General features: G+C 40.2%; 23 protein-coding genes and 1 tRNA gene. 15 read left to right on the plus strand and 9 right to left on the minus strand.

Annotated features, from left to right (window positions below; translation table 11 throughout):
* Positions 1 to 261: 261 nt before the first annotated feature.
* Positions 262 to 336, plus strand: a tRNA-Arg gene (locus H5180_RS22320).
* Positions 337 to 422: 86 nt separating this feature from the next.
* Here the strand turns inward: H5180_RS22320 and H5180_RS22325 are convergent.
* From H5180_RS22325 to H5180_RS22335, 3 genes are all read right to left on the minus strand, one after another.
* Positions 423 to 785 carry a hypothetical protein gene (locus H5180_RS22325; protein ID WP_182759159.1) on the minus strand — a complete coding sequence of 121 codons (363 nt, stop codon included), beginning with the start codon at positions 783 to 785 and terminating at the stop codon, positions 423 to 425.
* A 236-nt stretch (positions 786 to 1,021) separates the two neighbouring features.
* Entirely contained in the window at positions 1,022 to 1,456 is a 435-nt protein-coding gene (locus tag H5180_RS22330; protein WP_182759160.1) for a Panacea domain-containing protein, read from the minus strand.
* 548 nt (positions 1,457 to 2,004) lie between these two features.
* Entirely contained in the window at positions 2,005 to 3,333 is a 1,329-nt protein-coding gene (locus tag H5180_RS22335) for an ATP-binding protein (RefSeq protein ID WP_182759161.1), read from the minus strand.
* 178 nt (positions 3,334 to 3,511) lie between these two features.
* On the opposite strand from H5180_RS22335, the gene H5180_RS22340 reads away from it, so the two are divergent.
* Positions 3,512 to 3,856: a cupin domain-containing protein gene (locus tag H5180_RS22340; protein ID WP_182759162.1), complete on the plus strand. Its 345-nt coding sequence runs from the start codon at positions 3,512 to 3,514 to the stop codon at positions 3,854 to 3,856.
* A gap of 75 nt (positions 3,857 to 3,931) precedes the next feature.
* On the opposite strand, the gene H5180_RS22345 is transcribed toward H5180_RS22340, so the two are convergent.
* A complete protein-coding gene (locus tag H5180_RS22345) occupies positions 3,932 to 5,380 on the minus strand; it encodes a dihydrolipoyl dehydrogenase (protein WP_145239579.1) in 1,449 nt (482 codons plus the stop codon).
* 125 nt (positions 5,381 to 5,505) lie between these two features.
* Positions 5,506 to 6,234 carry a glutathione peroxidase gene (locus tag H5180_RS22350; protein ID WP_145239576.1) on the minus strand — a complete coding sequence of 243 codons (729 nt, stop codon included), beginning with the start codon at positions 6,232 to 6,234 and terminating at the stop codon, positions 5,506 to 5,508.
* A 114-nt stretch (positions 6,235 to 6,348) separates the two neighbouring features.
* Here H5180_RS22350 and H5180_RS22355 point away from each other — a divergent pair, with 114 nt between their 5' ends.
* Positions 6,349 to 7,251, plus strand: a complete 903-nt coding sequence (locus H5180_RS22355) for a LysR substrate-binding domain-containing protein (protein WP_149981619.1) — start codon at positions 6,349 to 6,351, stop codon at positions 7,249 to 7,251.
* Here the strand turns inward: H5180_RS22355 and H5180_RS22360 are convergent.
* A complete protein-coding gene (locus tag H5180_RS22360) occupies positions 7,235 to 8,428 on the minus strand; it encodes a flagellar assembly protein FlgT (protein ID WP_145239570.1) in 1,194 nt (397 codons plus the stop codon). The genes H5180_RS22355 and H5180_RS22360 overlap by 17 nt on opposite strands.
* A gap of 162 nt (positions 8,429 to 8,590) precedes the next feature.
* Here H5180_RS22360 and H5180_RS22365 point away from each other — a divergent pair, with 162 nt between their 5' ends.
* Positions 8,591 to 9,049 (plus strand): LPP20 family lipoprotein, encoded by a 459-nt coding sequence (locus tag H5180_RS22365; protein ID WP_145239567.1) that lies wholly within the window; start codon positions 8,591 to 8,593, stop codon positions 9,047 to 9,049.
* Positions 9,050 to 9,225: 176 nt separating this feature from the next.
* Positions 9,226 to 9,468: a hypothetical protein gene (locus tag H5180_RS22370; RefSeq protein ID WP_182759163.1), complete on the plus strand. Its 243-nt coding sequence runs from the start codon at positions 9,226 to 9,228 to the stop codon at positions 9,466 to 9,468.
* 71 nt (positions 9,469 to 9,539) lie between these two features.
* Here H5180_RS22370 and flgN read toward each other — a convergent pair whose 3' ends face one another.
* The 3 genes from flgN to flgA all read right to left on the minus strand — a co-directional run bounded on the left by flgN (position 9,540) and on the right by flgA (position 11,064).
* On the minus strand, positions 9,540 to 9,971 hold the full coding sequence (flgN, locus tag H5180_RS22375) for a flagellar protein FlgN (protein WP_145239564.1): 432 nt from the start codon (positions 9,969 to 9,971) through the stop codon (positions 9,540 to 9,542).
* The gene (gene flgM / locus H5180_RS22380) at positions 9,964 to 10,278 is read right to left on the minus strand and encodes a flagellar biosynthesis anti-sigma factor FlgM (protein WP_145239561.1); all 315 of its coding nucleotides are present in this window, start codon (positions 10,276 to 10,278) and stop codon (positions 9,964 to 9,966) included. Before flgM ends, flgN begins: the two co-directional genes overlap by 8 nt.
* Positions 10,279 to 10,356: 78 nt before the next feature.
* Positions 10,357 to 11,064: a flagellar basal body P-ring formation chaperone FlgA gene (gene flgA, locus H5180_RS22385; protein ID WP_145239558.1), complete on the minus strand. Its 708-nt coding sequence runs from the start codon at positions 11,062 to 11,064 to the stop codon at positions 10,357 to 10,359.
* A 141-nt stretch (positions 11,065 to 11,205) separates the two neighbouring features.
* Here flgA and H5180_RS22390 point away from each other — a divergent pair, with 141 nt between their 5' ends.
* From H5180_RS22390 to H5180_RS22435, 10 genes are all read left to right on the plus strand, one after another.
* Complete coding sequence (locus tag H5180_RS22390; RefSeq protein WP_145239555.1) at positions 11,206 to 12,138, plus strand: chemotaxis protein; 933 nt, start codon at positions 11,206 to 11,208, stop codon at positions 12,136 to 12,138.
* 20 nt (positions 12,139 to 12,158) lie between these two features.
* The gene (locus tag H5180_RS22395; RefSeq protein WP_145239552.1) at positions 12,159 to 12,989 is read left to right on the plus strand and encodes a protein-glutamate O-methyltransferase CheR; all 831 of its coding nucleotides are present in this window, start codon (positions 12,159 to 12,161) and stop codon (positions 12,987 to 12,989) included.
* A gap of 200 nt (positions 12,990 to 13,189) precedes the next feature.
* Positions 13,190 to 13,600 (plus strand): flagellar basal body rod protein FlgB, encoded by a 411-nt coding sequence (gene flgB / locus H5180_RS22400; protein ID WP_145239549.1) that lies wholly within the window; start codon positions 13,190 to 13,192, stop codon positions 13,598 to 13,600.
* Positions 13,601 to 13,602: 2 nt separating this feature from the next.
* Positions 13,603 to 14,034, plus strand: a complete 432-nt coding sequence (gene flgC / locus H5180_RS22405) for a flagellar basal body rod protein FlgC (RefSeq protein WP_145239546.1) — start codon at positions 13,603 to 13,605, stop codon at positions 14,032 to 14,034.
* A 13-nt stretch (positions 14,035 to 14,047) separates the two neighbouring features.
* A complete protein-coding gene (locus H5180_RS22410) occupies positions 14,048 to 14,728 on the plus strand; it encodes a flagellar hook assembly protein FlgD (RefSeq protein WP_145239543.1) in 681 nt (226 codons plus the stop codon).
* 55 nt (positions 14,729 to 14,783) lie between these two features.
* Positions 14,784 to 16,151 (plus strand): flagellar hook protein FlgE, encoded by a 1,368-nt coding sequence (gene flgE / locus H5180_RS22415; RefSeq protein ID WP_145239540.1) that lies wholly within the window; start codon positions 14,784 to 14,786, stop codon positions 16,149 to 16,151.
* Positions 16,152 to 16,310: 159 nt separating this feature from the next.
* The gene (locus tag H5180_RS22420; RefSeq protein WP_145239537.1) at positions 16,311 to 17,075 is read left to right on the plus strand and encodes a flagellar basal body rod protein FlgF; all 765 of its coding nucleotides are present in this window, start codon (positions 16,311 to 16,313) and stop codon (positions 17,073 to 17,075) included.
* A 21-nt stretch (positions 17,076 to 17,096) separates the two neighbouring features.
* Positions 17,097 to 17,885: a flagellar basal-body rod protein FlgG gene (flgG, locus tag H5180_RS22425; RefSeq protein WP_145239534.1), complete on the plus strand. Its 789-nt coding sequence runs from the start codon at positions 17,097 to 17,099 to the stop codon at positions 17,883 to 17,885.
* 18 nt (positions 17,886 to 17,903) lie between these two features.
* Entirely contained in the window at positions 17,904 to 18,587 is a 684-nt protein-coding gene (gene flgH, locus H5180_RS22430) for a flagellar basal body L-ring protein FlgH (protein WP_145239531.1), read from the plus strand.
* Positions 18,588 to 18,598: 11 nt separating this feature from the next.
* Positions 18,599 to 19,693 (plus strand): flagellar basal body P-ring protein FlgI, encoded by a 1,095-nt coding sequence (locus H5180_RS22435; protein WP_145239528.1) that lies wholly within the window; start codon positions 18,599 to 18,601, stop codon positions 19,691 to 19,693.
* The last annotated feature ends 131 nt before the right edge of the window (positions 19,694 to 19,824 follow it).

Raw genomic sequence — 19,824 nt, forward strand, 5'->3', positions numbered from 1 at the left:
TGAAGTAAACGCACGCATTATTGATATCCCCAGCTAGAGTGTAGTTGACAGTAGCAACGTAAAACTGACTTATTACGAACTCCAAAAAGCCCATAGTCACAAAAATCCCCCAAGTATCAACGGACATCGATAAAAGATTCATTTTAATGGTTCAATGTGTATAGAAGAACATGTTATAATTTCCTAGCCCATAAAAACGAGCACCTGAAACCTCGCACCTAGTTCCTAGCACCTAGCACCTAGCACCTAGCACCTAGCTCTGGCCTCTTAGTTAAATGGATATAACGGCCCCCTCCTAAGGGGCAGTTGCAGGTTCGATTCCTGCAGGGGCTACCAATTAAATCAATGAGTTACAGTTTTATTTTGTTTTTAATGTTTTTCTGTGTAGCACATATGTAGCTTGTTGATGTCTGTTATTCTATTTAATCTACGGAGTAAATTTGATGATTACGCTCATACCAAATCATATAGAAATGGCCTTGGAGCTCTATCCCCCAAGCTCTTTTCTTATTACCAAGTCGAAACCTAAACAATGTATCAAATTGTTCTAAGTCTCGCTCTATCCAACGCTCTACGGCTTCATCACATAAATCACTGATATCATGGTCGTGATGCATTAAGTGCATTGTATCTGATGTCATAGCTTGGATTTCTTTCCAATCATGGCCTTCAAGAGAGTCTAAGCATTTAGCTATTTCGTTATTCCATTCATCACTGGCCCACCCTCTATCTTCACCCCATGACCATTGATCATATTTATCAGCGGCTCTCGCGCACCATGTCATTTTTAGACCAAACCTAGAGCCAGATTGGTTTATAATTGGTTGTTTCGGAGTTTCTAATTCTGAGATATTTGCATCTAGTTTAGGGTACTTATCCAAATCGGGCAGAAATTGTATTTTAGGGATTTGTTCTGGGTTATTTTCGATAAAGTCAGCTCTGAATTTTACTGACTTTTCTTGACGTTTTTTTTTCCGAGCGTCTTTCCGAGCTTCCCTCTCTAGTTTCTTTATCATAATAGTTAAAGCGCAGAGTAATATTCTTCCATAGAGCCTTTAGATATAGCCTCATTTGATGAGTCCATTGCATTTAGTCCAGCACGAGCATCCTTCCAAGGAGATTCTTTATGTGTCAAATTACTTAACCATTGAGCACTTTTATCACCATAAAACTTAAGGACAGAGTCAATAGTGTCAATTTGATCTTCAGTTAAGTTTTTGGGATCACCTTTAGAAAAAGTATCACTTTTAACTTTAAACATACCTCTATGCTGTTCGTAAACTGTTCGGAGTACTGGACCATTAGCCCATGCTTCAAAGTCTTCTGAAAAGAGCTCTTCCTCATCCCAAACCAGCGACCACGCTTGACTATAGTAAACTAGTTTTTGCAATTTCATTGCAGAAATTTCACCTAACTCTTTTAATATGTATTTTACTACATCAAATTCATTTGCCATTTTTTACTTCTCCATTTTTCAGACATTTTAGTTGATAGAGGCTAATTTGTATATGATTGTGTTTATGAGGGAATGGGCGCATATAATGATTTGTAAACGAGTACTCAGGTTTGAGCGTTTTAAGTTGAATTTTATCCCTTAGTACAGTTATTTACAGAACTCCAAGTAAGAGCCTTTTTGCCATTTAGGCAAATGGTAAGTTAAAGGTAATTTTTGGCTTTGTAATGGTGTTTGATATGAGCTAAAGCTCAATGGGCAGCTTTAGCTATTTGAAATGTTGTATTTAACTGTAATTTTATCTAAATGTTATAGCTTTAGCCCTTATTAAATAATACGGAGCTTTAGCTAATACTTTTTAGCTCTAAGGTTATGCTTTTTCTACCCTCCATGAATAATGCCTTGTGCGAATACCTTATATGAACGGCTTTACCAGCGAACCACAAGCCTTTTACTTTGAGTATCAGTTCACCATCGTAATAACTTTGTAAGCACTCGCCAGTTTCCTCAACGATGTTTGTTGGTGCGTAATTTTATAGATCTATCTTTTATCAATTCATCAGCCTCAGGTGTTTGCTTACTACATATTCACTGTAGTAGAGCGGGAGGACAATATATTCCTTTTCCAGTGGTGATGAGCCTTGCGTGCCTGTGAGTTTAATTGTTTTGATGGGCTGGCATTTATTTATGTACGATTGCAGTGATTTTGTTTTGGTGCGTTTACCACTTTTTACTTCGATAGGCAGTATGTTGCCTTCGTCATCAGAGGTTACAAATTCGATCTCCGCTCTTGCATCACCCCATGAATATGTAGGGTCAATGCCTTGTGCAGCAAGTTCTTGTTGTACAAAGTTTTCCGCCACAAAGCCTTTGTATTCATAGCCTTGTTGTTTTATCTCTTTATACCGAATGTTTAGCATATGATTTAATAAGCCCACATCAAAAAGAAATAACTTAACGATATTGTCTTTTTTATATGCTGCTAATGGGCTTTTAGGTGTGCCGTCAATAGGGTGGTTTTTCAGTATCAAGCGGCACTTATTTAACCAAGAAATAGCGCTTTCAAAATCACTATAGCGAGATTTTTTATCGTGCATCCCTTTAAATTTAAAGCGATTAACCGATTCATCCATCACTGATGATAGCTGTGCTGGAACATTATTAAATACAGCCTCGATTAAACCTGCATCTACTTTTCCTGAGTATTTGCCGAAGTATCGTTGATAGCCCAGTACTAAATTTTTATGAATGTCTGTTACAGCTTGAACGCGGTCAATGATACTGTGATCAGATAAATCGAACCATGTACTTACAGCCTCTGGCATACCACCCGTAAAGTAATAATCAGTGAGTTTTGAGAATAATTTACTATGTGCTGCACTTGAGTTTGTTTGTGCTGCAAATGCCTTAATTAGAGCGGTTTCTTTCGAGGCGATCAGAAACTCACGAAATGTGAGAGGGCGCAGATTATGTTGCTCCACTTTACCTACAGGAAAGGAGTTTAATAAACCGATATTAGAACCACTGGCAGCAATGTGCATATGCGGTGCTTGTTCAGCAAAGTATTTGAGAGATGTGACTGCTTTAGGGCATTCGCCTATTTCATCAAGGATCAGTAGATCAGTATTAGGGTCAAACGTTTTTCCTGTAAGTAGCTCAATATTAGATAGTACGTCATCGGGTGATAACGAATCTGCGAATGCTTCACTCATTTGCGGGGACTCTAAGAAATCGATTCGAATCACGTTTGCAAAGGTACTGCCTAATAGAGTTTGTAATAAATAAGTTTTACCTGTTTGGCGAGCGCCATCAATTAATAATGGTTTTCGTGCTGGTTTAGATTTCCAATCTAATAACTTTTCTAAAATTAATCGTTGCATGGCAGGTCTCACATTACTCATTAGATGATTAATTACACTTTATTGCGCGAATAAATGCGATTTTCCACGCTTTTATGCGCGAATAAGTGTAGTTGTGTTGTATGAATTAAATTTACTACCATTTTAAACTGTGATGCTTTACCTTGTTGTGCAGTCGTTTTTAAGGGGTAACGAAGATATGGCAAGGCCTATTTCAATAGAAAACGCTGAGCATTATAACTGGGGTGATAATTGCGATGGCTGGCATTTGGTGCAAAGTGAGCAGCTGAGTGTTATTCAGGAGCGAGTGCCGAGTGGGGCGTGTGAGATGACGCATAAGCATGAATTTGCAGAGCAGTTCTTTTTTATACTTAGTGGGCAGGCTAGTTTGAAAGTGGAAGCTGAAACGCACATATTAAATCCGCAGCAGGGCTTGCATGTGCCAGCAGGGGCTGTTCATCAACTATGTAATTATGGCCAAGATGACCTTGTGTTTATTGTTACTTCAACGCCGCCAAGTCATAGCGATAGAGTTAACCAATAACCCAGGTGGCCTAGACCTCCTGGATTATTGGTTATATTTTTATCCTAGCAAACTAGCAAACTAGCAAACTAGCTTCTAATTCCCTGGGCCACATTCCATACATTGATTAATGATGTCTGGGCCAAATTTAAGCTTGGCGTTTAAATCACGCAGTGCGGTACGTAGGCCTTCTTCTATCACTGGGTGATAAAATGGCATGTCGAGCATTTGTGGTACAGTCATTTTGTTTTGTACAGCCCATGCCAGTAGGTGGGCGATATGCTCAGCTTGCGGGCCAATAAACTCAGCACCTAAAAATAAGCCTGTGCCTTGCTCTGCGTATAAACGCATATGACCTTTATTTTTCAGCATTACGCGGCTGCGGCCTTGGTTTTCAAAGCTAACTTCACCAACTTCAAAACAACCACACTCACCATAACGAGCCGTTATTTGTTTGTACGTTTCACCGACCATAGCAATTTGTGGGTCGCTGAAAACGGCTGCAATTGGCGCTCGGCGCAGGCCAATACGTACATCAGGAAAACGGCCTGCATTTTGCCCTGCGATGGAGCCTTGGTCGCTCGCTTCGTGCAGCAGTGGGATCATGTTACTGGCGTCTCCGGCGATAAATATATTGGAGTCGCCACATTGCATTGTGTGTTTATCAGCGATTGGTACGCCACGTTCATCAAGCTTAATGCCGGTGTTTTCAAGACCGAGTTTGTCGGTGTTTGGTACGCGGCCCGTCGCGGCAAGTACGTAATCAAATTGCTCGGTTTGTTTGTTGCCGTTTTTGTCTACATAGGTAAGCTGCGCTTTATCGCCTACTTGTTTCATATCGGATACGTTTGAATCGGTATCGACAAAAAACTCTTCAGCAAATACGGTATTTGCGTAGTCTTTTATAACTGGGTCGGTAATTGGGCCAATCGCGCCACCCACACCAAATAGTTTTACCTTAACACCTAAGCGATGCAACGCTTGGCCAATTTCGAGGCCAATAACACCAGGGCCAAATACAGCAACTGACTCTGGCAAGTCTTGCCAATCGAAAACGTCATCGTTAATTATTAATCTGTCGCCAAAGTTATTAAATACGCCAGGGTAGGCAGGACGTGAGCCAGTGGCAATAACAAAACGCTTAGCGGTAATAATTGTATGGTCGTCAATTTGTACGCGATTGGTATCTAAAAACTTAGCATAACCTACAATTTTGTCATCAGCGGGTAACTCGTCTACGGCCTCAACCACAAAGCCTGCAAAGCGGTCGCGCTCGTTACGTACGCGCGCCATTACTTCAACACCGTTTATAGTTGGTTTTGAGCTGTGCACACCAAAGGCTGGCGCGACGTCAATTGCGTGGGCGGCTTCTGCGGCAGCAATCAGTAATTTACTTGGCATACAACCAACACGCGCACAGGTTGTGCCGTATGGGCCTGCTTCAATCATTAATACGTTAGACGTGTGTTGTTTTGCATTGCGGTAAGCGCTTAAACCTGCGGTGCCAGCACCTATTACAACAACGTCTGTGTTTAGTTCTTTCATGGTGATGTCCTCAATACCAATTTTATTAAAAAACTGGTTCATAAATAAGTTAATAAAATGGGTACGTAAAAAGGTAAAAGTAGGGGCATTAATGCCCCTAATTATGTGCTTAAGGTATTAGTTAATTAAGCAAAGTATTTTTCTAAATCGTCAGAGCCACCAATGTGCTTACCGCCGATAAATACTTGTGGTACGGTCTCACGGCCTGAAATAGCTTTTAGGCTAGTCAGTGATGCGCCAGCACCCATAGTGATTTCTTCGTATACTAGGCCTTTCTCTGTTAATAATGCTTTCGCTTTTTTACAGAAAGGGCAGCCAGGTTTAGTGAAAATGCTCACCGGCTCTGGTTTAACTTGTTTCGGGTTGATGTAATCAAGCATAGTGTCTGCATCTGATACTTCAAACGGGTCGCCAGGTAAATCTGGTTCGATGAACATTTTTTCAATTACGCCATCTTTAACCAGCATAGAGTATCTCCAGCTGCGTTTGCCAAAACCTAAATCGTTTTTATCAACTAACATGCCCATGCCGTCAGTGAATTCGCCGTTACCGTCTGGTAATAAGGTAATGTTTTGTGCTTCTTGATGCTCAGCCCATGCATTCATTACAAAGGTATCGTTTACTGATAAACACACAATGTCGTCAACGCCGTTTTGTTTAAGTACACCAGCTAATTCGTTGTAGCGTGGTAAGTGAGTTGATGAACAGGTTGGTGTAAATGCACCGGGTAGTGAAAACACAACCACTGTTTTACCTTTAAAAATGTCATCGGTAGTTACTGATTTCCATTCGTCATTTTGACGTGTTGCAAATGTAACCTGTGGAATTGTTTGACCTTCAATATTCTTTAACATGTTTTTTAGTTCCTCTTGATTTGTTGATAGCCATTATGTCGTGAAAGTTATAATAGCTCCAATCGTTTGTTTATATTAGTATGATAGGTATTACCGATTAATTGTGAGTTTGCAGTGAATTTAAAAGATCTTGAATACGTAAAAGCGATTGCGCACTTTAAGCATTTTCGTAAAGCCGCCGATGCATGTTTTGTCAGTCAACCCACTCTCAGTGGACAGGTTAAAAAACTTGAACAAGAGCTTGGTGTTACTTTATTTGACCGCTCTACTAAGCAGGTTACTTTAACGGCTCAAGGTGAACGTTTGTTGACACAGATCAAAGTGATCTTAGAGCAAACCCAAATATTAAAAGAGCTAGCAGCAACGTCATCGTCGCCACTACAAGGTAAAGTAAGAATAGGTATTATTCCAACGATTGCACCGTATTTATTACCCACCTTACTCACCTCGATGAAAGAAGCGTTTGCTGATAGCCAATTTGCTTTTGTTGAGATGCAAACCGCGACTATATTAAGCGCACTGGATAACGGTGAGTTAGATATAGCTATATTAGCAGATGTGCCTGAACTTAAACTTTATCATACAGTTAAATTGTATAAAGAAGACTTTTTGGTCGCTATGTCAGCGCAAAATAGTTTAGCAAAACGCAGTAAAATAGCGTTAGATGAGCTACAAGAGTGCAGTTTATTGATGCTCAGCGATGGTCATTGTTTTAAAGATCAAGCCCAGCAATTTTGTTTTGCCGCTGGGGTTGATGTGTCCAATGAGTACCGAGGTAATAGCTTAGAAACCTTATTAGCATTGGTGGCTATGGATGATGGGGTAACCTTTGTGCCTAAGCTTGCGTGCACAGAGCGTGCAGGTATTAGCTACTTGCCAATCTTCCCAACTCAACAGCGAAGTGTGGTGTTGGCCTGTCGTAAACATTACCCGCATTTAGCGGGCATTGAATTACTTGCTAATTGGCTTATTGAGCACCCAAGCTTACACCAACAATTGACTAAGGCTCTAAATTAGTCAGTTCTACTACATCATTTATTTGAATATTAGGCAGTGGTTGTTGGTCAATACTGACGGCAACCGCACTTTGTTGATATACCTGCTCAACTTGTATTTGATTGAGCGTGGTGATCAGGTGTGGCATTTTATTTCCCGCAGCATCCGTTAAATAGTTATGATGTGCAATATTTAAACGTTGGCCTTTTTCAATACCATGGGCTTTGCCTAAATTAATAATTAGCTTATTGTTTTCTATATGTAGTATTTTACCTTGGGTTTCAAGGCAAGCCATTGCGGCTTGTAAGTCGTAACTAACGGTTTGGTTTATGTCAGCTATATTTTGGCCGTAATCTGAATTCCAAAATTTATCACTAAACACGTCAATAATTGCAGTTTTTTCAAATGGCCAGATAGCTTGACTGCGATAACTTTTTTGCCACATTCGCTCGTAAGTGGTGCCATCAAATAAGGCAAAATCTATTTTATATGAACGTTGGTAGGTTTCGTCCTGCCAAAAAGCATAACTGTTATTGAGTTTATCGCCATTTGAGATATCAACAATTTGACTTAACAATACATACTGAGAATTACTGCGGCTCGATATTTCTTCTAATAGGGCATTACTGTAATCGTATTGTTGATTAAAAAATTCGCCAACGCGGATCGGAAAGTTAAAATAGGCAGTTGGTTTAGCATTCATAGCTGATTGATTTAACGTTTTGTAGAGTGCTTCGCTGGTGGCTTTGTTAATGTCAAATATTTGACCCATCTTCGCTTGTTCGCGATTATTTAATTGTGTTTGGGTGATCGCAACAAATTTAGTAAATTGGTTCGCAGGGCAGTGTTCTTGTTGAGGGAAGATATCTAAGCGCAAAGTAATTGCAAATTGATCGGCTTTACGATCTTCGCTGATCATCTCTATCTTTTGAATTTCGCCATGGCTGTTTATTTTTAGCTGATCTTGAGTTAACACCCCATCTACTAAGGTTTGCATTGAGCTGACGCGTGCCCCTGAGAACACTAAAGCTTGGGTGATAGCATCTTTTATTGCCGCCGATTTTGCCGCACTTATATCATCATTTTTAATGCTTGCATGGCCGGTTGATTCATACCATTGAGCAACTGTATGGGAGGAAAATAGGCTAATACTCAGCCAACTGCTGGCGATTACTACCATTGATAAAATTCGCTTCATTACCCTGACCCCATGAATATACATTTGCTATTAATAGTGACAGAGCAAGGACTGTACCAATTGTTTTGTAAGGTTGCTTTAAAACCGTCATAGCAGTTAATTATGGCATTGATCGTGCATTGAGTTAGTTATTAATGTCTCTTTTAAAGCGTGAGAAAAGCCATGCGTATTGTGATTTCAATTTGTATATTAGCAAGCTTAGGTCTAGCTGGCTGTAGCAGTATTTTTGATAAACATGTGGAATATAAGTATATTGAGCCAGATAACTACCCAATTCTAAAAGCCGTGGGTTATGCGCCGATCAGTGCGCAACCGGGTGATAACCAATCACAACGCTCATTAATGGCGATTAAAGCATCAAAACTAGAAGCGTATCGTGAGCTTGCAGAGCAAGTATATGGGCAAAAAATTACCGCAGGTACCACAGTGCAAGGCAGTATTGCACAAAACGATCACTTGCAAGGGCAAGTACAAGGGATTATTAAAGGCGCACAAGTAATTAAAACCTATGCCGTAGGTGATACCTATGCCACTGAGTTACAACTTGATATGAAGCGGGTGCATGATTTATACATAGGTGAAATTAAACCACGCGAAGTTAAAAAAGTAACTTATTACTAAAACGCTTGATCTAATAAATTCGTTGTTATTTACGTTAGTAACTAACAAAATACACGCTAAAATATCTCACAGTGAATACTTCAGTGCTATGCTTTATTTAATGTTTTTTATTGAATAAAGCTTGTGGCAAGTAAAAAAATAACTCGGTTTTTATTAATATACTTATGGTCGCGTCAGTGAGCGTTTTACACTTTGGCTGGGTGCTTTTGCGAAAGTTTAGTAACTGCCCGTTACTGCATTTTGCGCTATTGTTTATATTAGTTACCAGTGTGGTTTTTGCCGATCGTCTCCCCAGCCAGTTTAATGTCTTTTTAGAAAAAATGAACCTGCAATTTGGACCAACGCGCGTAGCGATAGCACGTAATTGGCAAACGATGTTGGTTCAGTCACAGAATCAAACTGGCAATAAAAGTATCTAGCGAAAGGTAGCTATAAATGCAGGGTAAATCAATTAATCAGAAGTAGGCACAGGTGAAGCTCAAAGAAGGTGTTATGCTTTTAAGTTATGGACGATTTTACTGTTACCGTGAACAACACTACCACCTTGGTCATATGTTGTAGAGGTTGGCACACCAATTAAAATGTCTTTTAATTGTTTGACGGTTAATTGTGCATGGTGGGCTGCATGAGCATTAACATCATTTTTCTTTTTACATGACTCTAATAGTTTACGCACATCACTAATTAAGTTTGTCACTTCGTCAGATTCAACGTCATTATTTGCAAGTAAGGTTTTGAGCTCTTTGTCTAAAGTTTGAATTTGACTCAAAAATGCAAGTTTTTGTTTCGCGACATCTTTTAGACCCTCACCACGACGGGAAGCTATAGCGGTTAATTCATCTTCTAAGATATCAGCAAGGGATGTTAAGCAATTTAGCTGCATAACAAGTTTAGAACTGATCAGACTGTTGTGATCAGCCATACACATCAAACTCAAATGCAGCGATATTTTTTGCTAACTTTTCAGCATCAATCTGATATTTACCTTCAGTAATTGCTTTTTTTAGCTCAGCCACTTTGTTGCTATCAAAACCTGAAGACTGCTGTGCTTTGTCTTGCAAAGATTTTAACTGTTGCGCTTGTGGTGTTAAGCTTACTGAATCAGCAGTCGCTTTTGGCGTAGTCGCTTGCGCAGTATTAGCATTATTGTTTTGTAAATCAACTTTTTGCTGTTTTGCATTGGTCAACACATTAGCCTGTTGCTGACCTTTATTTACTTGGCTTACCATGATTTCAACCTATACATTATCCAACACATGCCTTGTTATCGGCAACCATGCTAGAAACTTTAGCATAAATACGAAAGTTTAAATAATTACCTGCACAGACTCAACACCGTCAACACGGGCATTTAAAACTTTCCCTGATTTTGCATTTTTAACTTTTACTTGCTCCCCTAAAGTACCATCTTCTAGGGCTAAACCGGAAGTTTTTATTTTCAATCCTCGAATTATTGCGAAAATAGTGACATTATCTCCTTTGCAGACCATACAGATTTGATTTAAAGCAACAGGGTAACCACTGCGGATATTGCGTTTGCTGCGGCTACCAATCAACAGTTCTTCATCTTGTAAGTACTGTGCTCTTACGAAATGTTTTGGTTTCATAATCAAACGTAAATGATGGGGTTCGATAACTTCACCCCGACTTAAATTTTCAGTGGCTATAATCACAGGGGATAGTTCAATCATACGTACATGAACATATTGACTCCAACCATTTAGGTCATCACATTTTATTTGTACGGTTATTTGGCGATTAAATGGCGGCTCAGTAGGAATATTAAATGCAAGGTCGCTGTTACAGCCACGATCTGGGATCCGGCTATCCAATGTTAAGGCGTTGAGTTCCTTATCATCGGCAGTATTAGGGTCTAGTTGATCATAGACATGAGATACAGCAAGTTCTTGCAATTGTTCTTTGCTATATGTTTGCGCATACAGTGGAGTTACTAGGCATAAGCTAGCAAGAAAATAAAAAACACTGTATCTTCGGCTTTTTTTTAACAAACTCATAATGTTTCGACTATGCTTATGGTTGAAAACAGGGTATAAATATTTAGCGTCAATAAACAGACGCTCCCGTGTAGTTATGTAGCTTTACAGAAAGAAAGCAATTATTGTTCCGTTCTTATTCGCTTTCTTCAGGAGATTGAAATGGCAGGCATTTTAGACTCAGTTAACCAACGCACTCAATTGGTTGGGCAAAACCGTCTTGAATTATTATTATTCAAGCTAAGAGGGCGGCAGCGCTTTGGCATCAATGTGTTTAAAGTGAGAGAAGTACTGCAATGCCCTCCTTTGACAAACATGCCAAAGTCAAATGCGTATATAAGAGGTGTCGCACATATACGCGGGCAAACTATTTCTGTTATCGATTTATCGATGGCCGTGGGTGGTCCTGCGATCGAAAATATTAAAGATAGTTTTATAATCATTGCTGAATATAACCGTTCCGTACAAGGGTTTTTGGTTGGTGGCGTTGAGCGAATCGTTAATATGAATTGGGAGAAAATAATGCCGCCACCGTCAGGGGCTGGCAGATATTCATATTTAACTGCAGTGACAGAAATTGAAAACGAGTTAGTCGAAATTCTTGATGTAGAAAAAATATTAAACGAAATTTGCCCGGTGAATACCGAAGTCAGTGCTGCAATAGCTAATGATGGTGAAATTCAAAAAGACTTAGGTGAGCGCATTGTGTTTATTGCCGATGACTCTGCCGTTGCTCGTAATCAAGTCAAACGTGCATTAGAGCCGTTAGGCGTGCAAACAGAGCTGGCTAAAAATGGTAAAGAAGCATTAATACGCCTTCGTGAGATTGCTGCACTTGATTGTAAGCATGATATTACCGAGCGAGTAGGATTGTTGATTTCTGATGTTGAAATGCCAGAAATGGATGGTTATACCCTAACCGCTGAAATAAAAGCAGATCCAAAGTTAGCCCCCTTACATGTTATTTTACATACATCGCTCAGTGGTGTATTCAATCAAGCGATGATTGAAAAAGTGGGTGCTGATGACTTTATAGCTAAGTTCAATCCGGATGAGTTAGCTACAGCAGTGAAAAAATGGGTTCATTGTGACTAATTTGAAAAGGCGGTGTTACTTTGGAAAATAAGCATTTACAGCAAAGCGAGTACGATCAGTTTCGCTCTTTTTTAGAGCAACAATGTGGCATTGTTCTGGGAGATAATAAGCTTTATTTAGTCAAAAGCAGGCTTGCTCCGCTAATGGTTCGTTTTAATGTTGAATCATTGTCACAATTGGTTAGTAAAACACTGAGTCCGCATGAGCGGCAGTTACGTGCCGCAGTCGTTGATGCTATGACGACCAATGAAACTTTATGGTTTCGGGATCAATACCCGTTTGAACTATTGCAAAGTAAGTTATTTCCGGAACATAAAGAGTTACGTCGTCCGTTGAAAATTTGGTCTGCGGCAAGTTCATCGGGACAAGAGCCATATTCTATTGCTATGTCGGTTGCTGAGTTTCAAGCTAAACAGCCGGGTGTATTAAAAATGGGCGCGCAGATAATCGGCACTGATATTTCTAATACTATGTTAGATATGTGTAAGCATGCAGAATATGACTCCCTTGCTCTAGCTAGAGGGCTGTCGGTAGAGCGCAGGAAAAAGTTCTTTAAAGATAGTGGCAACGGCATGGCGCAAGTAAACGACTCAATAAAAAAATTAGTGAGTTTTAGACATCTTAACTTATTAGATTCATACGCGCTAATGGGCAAGTTTGATATTATTTTTTGCCGCAACGTGCTGATTTATTTCGCACCAGAGGTTAAAGCTAAAATTATTGCTCAGTTTGCTCAAGCACTAAATCCTAAAGGGTATTTATTTTTAGGCGCATCAGAGTCTATGTCAGGGTTAAGTGACGAATTTGACATGGTACGCTGTAATCCAGGTATTATTTATCAAAAGAAATAGCTTACCAGCGTATTTAACGCGCTAAAACACAAGTTACTCAAATCTCATCGGTGGTAAAACCGAATCTTGAATACTATAAAACGATGTGGCTCCACATCGTTTTTCTTTTTAAATCAAATGATTAAACGAACCATAAAACATCAACCTAATTGGCTCAACTTTTGCATTAATCATCTTAAGTCAATTTTTTGGAGATGGTTATGGCTATCAGTTTTGATAAAGCATTTGGGGTTCATCCTCATGCAATGTTGATCCGTTCGCAACGTGCTGAGTTATTAGCAACCAATATCGCTAATGCTGATACGCCGGGCTATAAAGCGAAAGACATCGACTTTGCCTCAGCATTGAAAGCGGCAAAAAGCCACCAACAAGGCGGCAATAACATGGTAACAACTAACCCAAACCACATTGCCGGTGGCAGTCGTTATGTTGGTAATAGTGAAATGTTTCGCTCGCCAAATCAAGCAGATACAGGTGATGGCAACTCGGTTGATATACAAGTGGAACGAAACTTGTATACAAAGAACTCATTAGAGTATCAGGCAAGCCTGCAATTTATGAGTAGTAAAATTAAAGGCCTTAAAAAAGCCCTCGGTAGTCAAGGAGCCTAAGCATGAGTTTATATAACGTTTTTGATATTTCAGGTAGTGGTATGAGTGCGCAAAATGTGCGTTTGAACACAACCGCGAGTAATATTTCAAATGCTAATAGCATTAGCTCAAGCCAAGACAAAACTTACCGGGCGCGCCACCCTGTTTTTGCAGCTGAACTGATGAAAGCATCAGAATCAAGCGGTAATGTTCAGGGGTCGTCTGTTGGCGTTAAAGTGTTAGGTATTGTAGAGAGTAATAAACCATTACAAATTGAATATAACCCTAATCATCCTAGTGCGGATGAAAACGGTTATATCTACAAACCTAACGTTAATGTCGTTGAAGAAATGGCTAATATGATTTCTGCCTCACGCTCTTATCAAACCAATGTGCAAGTTGCTGATGCAGCGAAGCAAATGTTAAGTAAAACACTGTTGCTTGGGCAGCGGTAATTGAGGAAAGATTATGAGTAACGATATCAGCAGCACATCGTCAACTTATTTAGATTCGATTAAGTGGCAAGATAAACAGGTTAGCAGTGATAAGAAAAGTGATGCGTTAACCCAAGAAGATTTCTTCTCATTGTTAACACAGCAACTGTCGTTTCAAGATCCCAGCAAACCAGCTGACAATGATCAAATGATCGCGCAGATGACAAGTTTCACCATGGCTGAAGGTATCTCAAACCTTAATAGTAATTTTCAGTCATTAGCCGCATCGATGACATCTAACTCAGCACTACAAGCATCGACTTTAGTGGGTAAACAAGCATTACTAGAGTCTAATACATTAGACCTAAACGATGTTGGTAGCGCTAAAGGAACCGTGGTTGCAGAAGAGCCTGTAGAAAACTTATTTCTACGAATTGAAGATTCATCTGGTCAGTTGGTGCGTAGTATTGATTTAGGTGCGCAATCAGCGGGCGCTGTCCGTTTCGAGTGGGACGGCATGAATGATAATAAAGAACGTTTACCACCAGGTGAATATAAAATTAAAGCTGAAGGGCAGTTAAATGGTGAGTACACGGCTTTACCTATAGCTACTTTTAAGAATATCGAGAGTGTTAATATTAATGGTGCAAACGGCATTATTATAAACACTAAAGAAGGTGCGGTTAGGCTAGCTGACGTTGCAGAAATCGCGTAAAAATTTTAATTATTAGTTAGCCACAGGCTAAACATTGACAGATTAGAGGTGAATTATGAGCTTCAATATTGCATTAACTGGCATTGCTGCCGCACAAAAAGACTTAGATGTAACAGCAAATAATATTGCTAACGTAAATACGGTAGGCTTTAAAGAGTCACGTGCTGAATTTGCTGATGTATACGCATCTTCAGTATTTAGTTCAGGCAAGACAAAAAATGGTGATGGTGTACAGACAACTATGGTGGCACAACAGTTTCACCAAGGTTCACTAAAGTTCACTCAAAACTCATTAGATTTAGCTATCACAGGTGAAGGTTACTTTGCCATGAGCCAAGATTTAGGGGCACAAGATTTTACTTATTCGCGTGCAGGCGCATTTAAACTTAATAAAGATAACTTTATTGTTGATGCTAAAGGCAATTACTTGCAGGGTTTTCCTGTTGATGAAGCTACAGGTGATACAACATCGGTAAGTTTAAGCACGTCATCAGCGTTACAGATCCCTGATTCATCAGGATCACCGCGAGCTACGACGAATGTTTACTCGTCGTTTAACTTAGACTCGCGTGCAACCTCGCCGTCAATAACTACTTTTGATCCTACAACGAGCGCATCATATAATAGCTCAACATCAACAACAGTATACGACTCGTTAGGTGAGCCGCATGTTTTACAGTTTTTCTTTGTTAAAACAAATTCTACAGTAACGGGTAATGATAATGAGTGGCAAACTTATGCGACCTTAGATGAAAAGCCATTTAGCCCTGCAGGTGTTCAAGAGACTGCTCCTCCTTACACACCATTATCAACCTTTCAGTTTGATTCTAGTGGTAAGCCATTAAACACAGATGGTGTCGCGAATACAGATAACACATTCAATCCATTAGCAATTCCAAGCGGTGCTGGTGCGGCAGTAGGCCTATCTGATTTATTAACAAATGGTGCCAGCTTCCCTGAAAATGTTACTGTTAATTGGCGCGATGAAGCGGCCACCGATAATAAAGTCCCGACTCAATATGCTAGTCGTTTTGAAGTTAAAGCACTTGAGCAAGATGGTGCTACTGTTGGACGTTTAGCCGGTATTGATATTGGTAGTGATGGTAAGATTGTCGCTTCATACAGTAATGGAGATACCTCATTCTTAGGGCAAGTAGCGATGGTGCGCTTTTCTAACTCACAAGGCTTACAACAAGCTGGTGATACAGGTTGGAAAAAAAGTTTGACGTCTGGTGAGCCAATCGCTGGCGAACCAGGTTCTGGTACTTTAGGTTCCATTAACTCTACAGCGCTTGAGCAATCAAACGTGAATTTAACGAATGAACTCGTAGATTTGATCAGTGCACAGCGTAACTTCCAAGCAAACTCACGTGCGCTTGAAGTGAATTCAACACTACAGCAAGCTATTTTGCAGATCCGCTAATCTCGTTCTAATATTTTTTATAATCCGACACCTAGGCTGCTATTTATTAGCAGCCTTTTTTATTTGCGATTGATTATTTTTTGTAACTTATCACGTCAGTTTATTGTGGCACTTATCTTGCATTTGTCATGTTATAGATTTTTAACGTGAGTCGATGTTATGGACAAGATGGTCTACATTGCAGCGTCTGGAGCTAAGCAAAGTTTGCGGGGCCTAGAGCTTAAAGCAAATAATTTAGCAAATGCCAATACCACAGGCTTTAAAGCTGACTTCGCACAAGCGCGTTCGATGCAAGCTTTTGGCGAAGGCCTGCCGACACGTGTATTTACCATGCAAGAGCGGCCTGGTTCCAATATGACTTCCGGCGGTATTGTTGAGACTGGACGTGATCTAGATATTGCTATGAGCGATAAAGGATGGCTTACGGTGCAAGATGCTTCAGGTAATGAGGCATATACAAAAGTCGGTACGTTGAATATCACTCCTGACGGCGCTTTGATCACCAGTCACGGGCGTCAAGTTATTGGCGAAGGTGGACCAATTATTTTGCCATTGCCAGTGGAGAAAATTGAATTTAGTGAAGATGGCTCTATCCAAGTTCGCCCGCAAGGAGCTCCAGCTAACTTTTTAGAAGTTGTTGATCGTTTGAAGGTGATCAAGGCAAATAATTCAGAGCTTGAAAAAGGTAATGATGGCTTATTTCGGCCAAAGCCTGAATTACTGGATAATGATATATGTGGATTTTGTGACATCTCTAATGATGTGAAAGTGATGAGTGGCACTTTGGAAATGTCAAATGTGAATCCGGTACACGAGATGGTAGATATGATAAACCATCAACGCCAATTTGAATTACAAGTTAAGTTAATGAAAACGGCTGAAGAAATTGACGAACGTCAAACTCAATTGCTGCGTATTGTTTAACTTTATTGAGAGGATATTAATATGAATCCTGCATTGTGGATAAGTAAAACGGGGCTTGATGCCCAACAAACTGACATTTCGGTTATCTCAAATAATTTAGCTAATGCCAGTACCGTTGGTTATAAGAAAAGCCGTGCTGTGTTTGAAGATTTACTTTATCAAAATATTAATCAGCCGGGTGGACGTTCATCACAAGATACTGAAATGCCCTCAGGTTTAATGCTTGGTGCTGGTACCAAAGTGGTTGCTAATCAGAAAAACTTTTCTCAAGGCAATATGTTAACCACCGAAAATTCATTGGATTGGATGATATCAGGGCCCGGTTTTTTTGAAGTTTTACAGCCTGATGGCAATATCGCTTACTCTCGAAATGGTCAATTTACCACGGATGAAGACGGCCGTATTGTTACTGCCGGCGCTGGTTTTCCCGTACAGCCAGAAATGAATGTACCTGATGACGCACAGTCCATTACTGTATCGCAAGATGGAGAGGTATCAGTACGTATCTCAGGGCAGCCAGAGAATGTGGTAATAGGTCAGTTAACGATCAGTGATTTTATCAATCCATCAGGTCTAGAGCCGGTAGGTCAAAACTTATATACCGAAACGGCAGTCAGTGGCGCACCTGTGCAAGGTAACCCTGGCCTAGAAGGATTAGGCACTGTTGTGCAAGGTGCACTTGAAACCTCTAACGTAAATGTAACTGAAGAATTAGTTAACCTGATTGAAACTCAACGGATCTATGAAATGAATTCAAAAGTGATTTCAGCGGTTGATGAAATGATGAGTTATATCAGTCAGCAACTTTAATTAATTCGGAGCAAAGTTATGCGTAATTTATCTATAGTCTTAACGGGTGCATTTATATTGAGTGGTTGTATGACAACTCAAAACCACAGCGTGGTTCAAGATGATCCATACTATGCTCCCATGTATCCAGAGCCTGCCGCAGAGCAAATCGTGCCGACAGGCTCATTGTTTGATAGTAATTTATCAAATGATTTATATTCAGATAAAAAAGCCTTACGTACTGGAGATATTATTACAGTTAAGCTGCAAGAATCGACGCAATCATCAAAAGCAGCTAAAACTGAAACGGATAAACAAAGTGATGCCAGCTTAGACCCTGTCATTGGGTTAGGCGGACTACCGGTTAATATTGGTGGTGATAGTATTCAGTTTGGTGTGGGCAGCGGTGCAAAATTCAAAGGTGATACTAAGTCAAACCAATCTAATAGTTTATTTGGTGATATTTCCGTGAATGTTATGCGTGTATTACCTAATGGTAATTTAGTGATCCGTGGTGAAAAATGGCTGACTTTAAACACCGGCGAAGAATTTATTCGTCTGGAAGGACTTGTGCGCCCACAAGATGTTACTGCAGATAATACTGTGACCTCTAATAGAATCGCGAATGCTCGGATTCAATATTCTGGTAAAGGGCAAATGCAAGAGACTCAAACGGCAGGGTGGTTAACTCGATTCTTCACCAGCTCTCTGTTCCCTTTTTAAAGGATGTTGATATGAATAGCTTGAAAGCGTTGCTGTGTATATGTTTATTAAGTTGGCACTTTAGTGCAAGCGCTGAACGTATTAAAGATGTCTCAATGGTTGAAGGCGTTCGCTCAAACCAGCTGGTTGGTTATGGTCTCGTGGTTGGTTTACCTGGCACCGGTGAGCAAAGTCGTTTTACTGAACAAAGCTTTAAAGCCATGCTAAATAGTTTTGGTATTACCATGGCATCGAATTTAAAACCCAAAATCAAAAATGTAGCTGCGGTTGCTGTGCATGCTGAGTTACCTGCATTTAGGAAGCCAGGGCAGACAATCGATATTACTGTATCGTCAATAGGTAGTGCGGGTAGCTTACGTGGCGGAACATTACTACAAACCTTTCTAAAAGGGGTTGATGGGAATACTTATGCTATCGCACAAGGTAGCTTAATTGTTGGTGGATTAGGTGTTGAAGGAGCCGATGGTAGTAAGATCGTAATGAACACGCCTACGGTAGGGCGTATTCCTAATGGCGCAACGGTTGAACGGGCAATTAAAAGTCCTTTTATGCAAGGTGATTACATAACCTTTAATTTAAATCGTCCAGATTTCACTACCGCTAAACGTTTAGAGCAAACTATTAATGAACTTATCGGCCCAGACAGTGCACATGCACTTGATGCCGCTTCAATACGTGTTATTGCACCGCGTGATGCGTCGCAGCGTGTTGCTTATTTATCTACGCTTGAAAATTTAGAGTTTAAACCAGCGGATACTTCGGCAAAAATTATCGTTAATTCACGTACTGGTACCATAGTGATCGGTAAAAATGTAAAGTTACAAGCGGCGGCAATTACCCATGGTGGCTTGACTGTTACGATTGCGGAACAGCAAAATGTATCTCAGCCTAACGCATTAAGTGAAGGGGAAACGGTCGTTACTAATCAAAGTATTATTGATGTTAACGAAGATGATTCTCGAGCCTTTGTATTCAACCCAGGTGTTAGTCTTGACGATTTAGTACGGGCAATTAACGAAGTCGGCGCAGCGCCCGGTGACTTAATGGCAATACTAGAAGCATTAAAAGAAGCGGGGGCCATCAGCGGTCAACTCGTGGTTATTTAACCATATTGACCCCCTAAGTTTGCGTTAACTCGCATTTAGGGGGGGCTTGACTTGCATAATTAATCAACGCTTTTATACTTTCGCAAACTCGCAAACTCGCAAACTCGCAAACTCGCAAACTCGCAAACTCG

This window comes from Pseudoalteromonas sp. SR41-4 (genome assembly GCF_014163985.1).
GTDB lineage: Bacteria > Pseudomonadota > Gammaproteobacteria > Enterobacterales > Alteromonadaceae > Pseudoalteromonas > Pseudoalteromonas rhizosphaerae.

Bases quoted from the DNA above. Each gene is read 5' to 3' on its own strand.
- H5180_RS22360 (WP_145239570.1), bottom strand. From the start codon at position 8,428: ATGAAGCGAATTTTATCAATGGTAGTAATCGCCAGCAGTTGGCTGAGT.
- flgH (WP_145239531.1), top strand. From the start codon at position 17,904: ATGCGTAATTTATCTATAGTCTTAACGGGTGCATTTATATTGAGTGGT.
- H5180_RS22345 (WP_145239579.1), bottom strand. From the start codon at position 5,380: ATGAAAGAACTAAACACAGACGTTGTTGTAATAGGTGCTGGCACCGCA.
- flgA (WP_145239558.1), bottom strand. From the start codon at position 11,064: ATGAGTTTGTTAAAAAAAAGCCGAAGATACAGTGTTTTTTATTTTCTT.
- flgN (WP_145239564.1), bottom strand. From the start codon at position 9,971: ATGGCTGATCACAACAGTCTGATCAGTTCTAAACTTGTTATGCAGCTA.
- H5180_RS22365 (WP_145239567.1), top strand. From the start codon at position 8,591: ATGCGTATTGTGATTTCAATTTGTATATTAGCAAGCTTAGGTCTAGCT.
- flgB (WP_145239549.1), top strand. From the start codon at position 13,190: ATGGCTATCAGTTTTGATAAAGCATTTGGGGTTCATCCTCATGCAATG.
- flgE (WP_145239540.1), top strand. From the start codon at position 14,784: ATGAGCTTCAATATTGCATTAACTGGCATTGCTGCCGCACAAAAAGAC.
- H5180_RS22330 (WP_182759160.1), bottom strand. From the start codon at position 1,456: ATGGCAAATGAATTTGATGTAGTAAAATACATATTAAAAGAGTTAGGT.
- H5180_RS22340 (WP_182759162.1), top strand. From the start codon at position 3,512: ATGGCAAGGCCTATTTCAATAGAAAACGCTGAGCATTATAACTGGGGT.
- H5180_RS22350 (WP_145239576.1), bottom strand. From the start codon at position 6,234: ATGTTAAAGAATATTGAAGGTCAAACAATTCCACAGGTTACATTTGCA.
- H5180_RS22420 (WP_145239537.1), top strand. From the start codon at position 16,311: ATGGACAAGATGGTCTACATTGCAGCGTCTGGAGCTAAGCAAAGTTTG.
- flgC (WP_145239546.1), top strand. From the start codon at position 13,603: ATGAGTTTATATAACGTTTTTGATATTTCAGGTAGTGGTATGAGTGCG.
- flgM (WP_145239561.1), bottom strand. From the start codon at position 10,278: ATGGTAAGCCAAGTAAATAAAGGTCAGCAACAGGCTAATGTGTTGACC.
- flgG (WP_145239534.1), top strand. From the start codon at position 17,097: ATGAATCCTGCATTGTGGATAAGTAAAACGGGGCTTGATGCCCAACAA.
- H5180_RS22325 (WP_182759159.1), bottom strand. From the start codon at position 785: ATGACATGGTGCGCGAGAGCCGCTGATAAATATGATCAATGGTCATGG.
- H5180_RS22390 (WP_145239555.1), top strand. From the start codon at position 11,206: ATGGCAGGCATTTTAGACTCAGTTAACCAACGCACTCAATTGGTTGGG.
- H5180_RS22435 (WP_145239528.1), top strand. From the start codon at position 18,599: ATGAATAGCTTGAAAGCGTTGCTGTGTATATGTTTATTAAGTTGGCAC.
- H5180_RS22335 (WP_182759161.1), bottom strand. From the start codon at position 3,333: ATGCAACGATTAATTTTAGAAAAGTTATTAGATTGGAAATCTAAACCA.
- H5180_RS22410 (WP_145239543.1), top strand. From the start codon at position 14,048: ATGAGTAACGATATCAGCAGCACATCGTCAACTTATTTAGATTCGATT.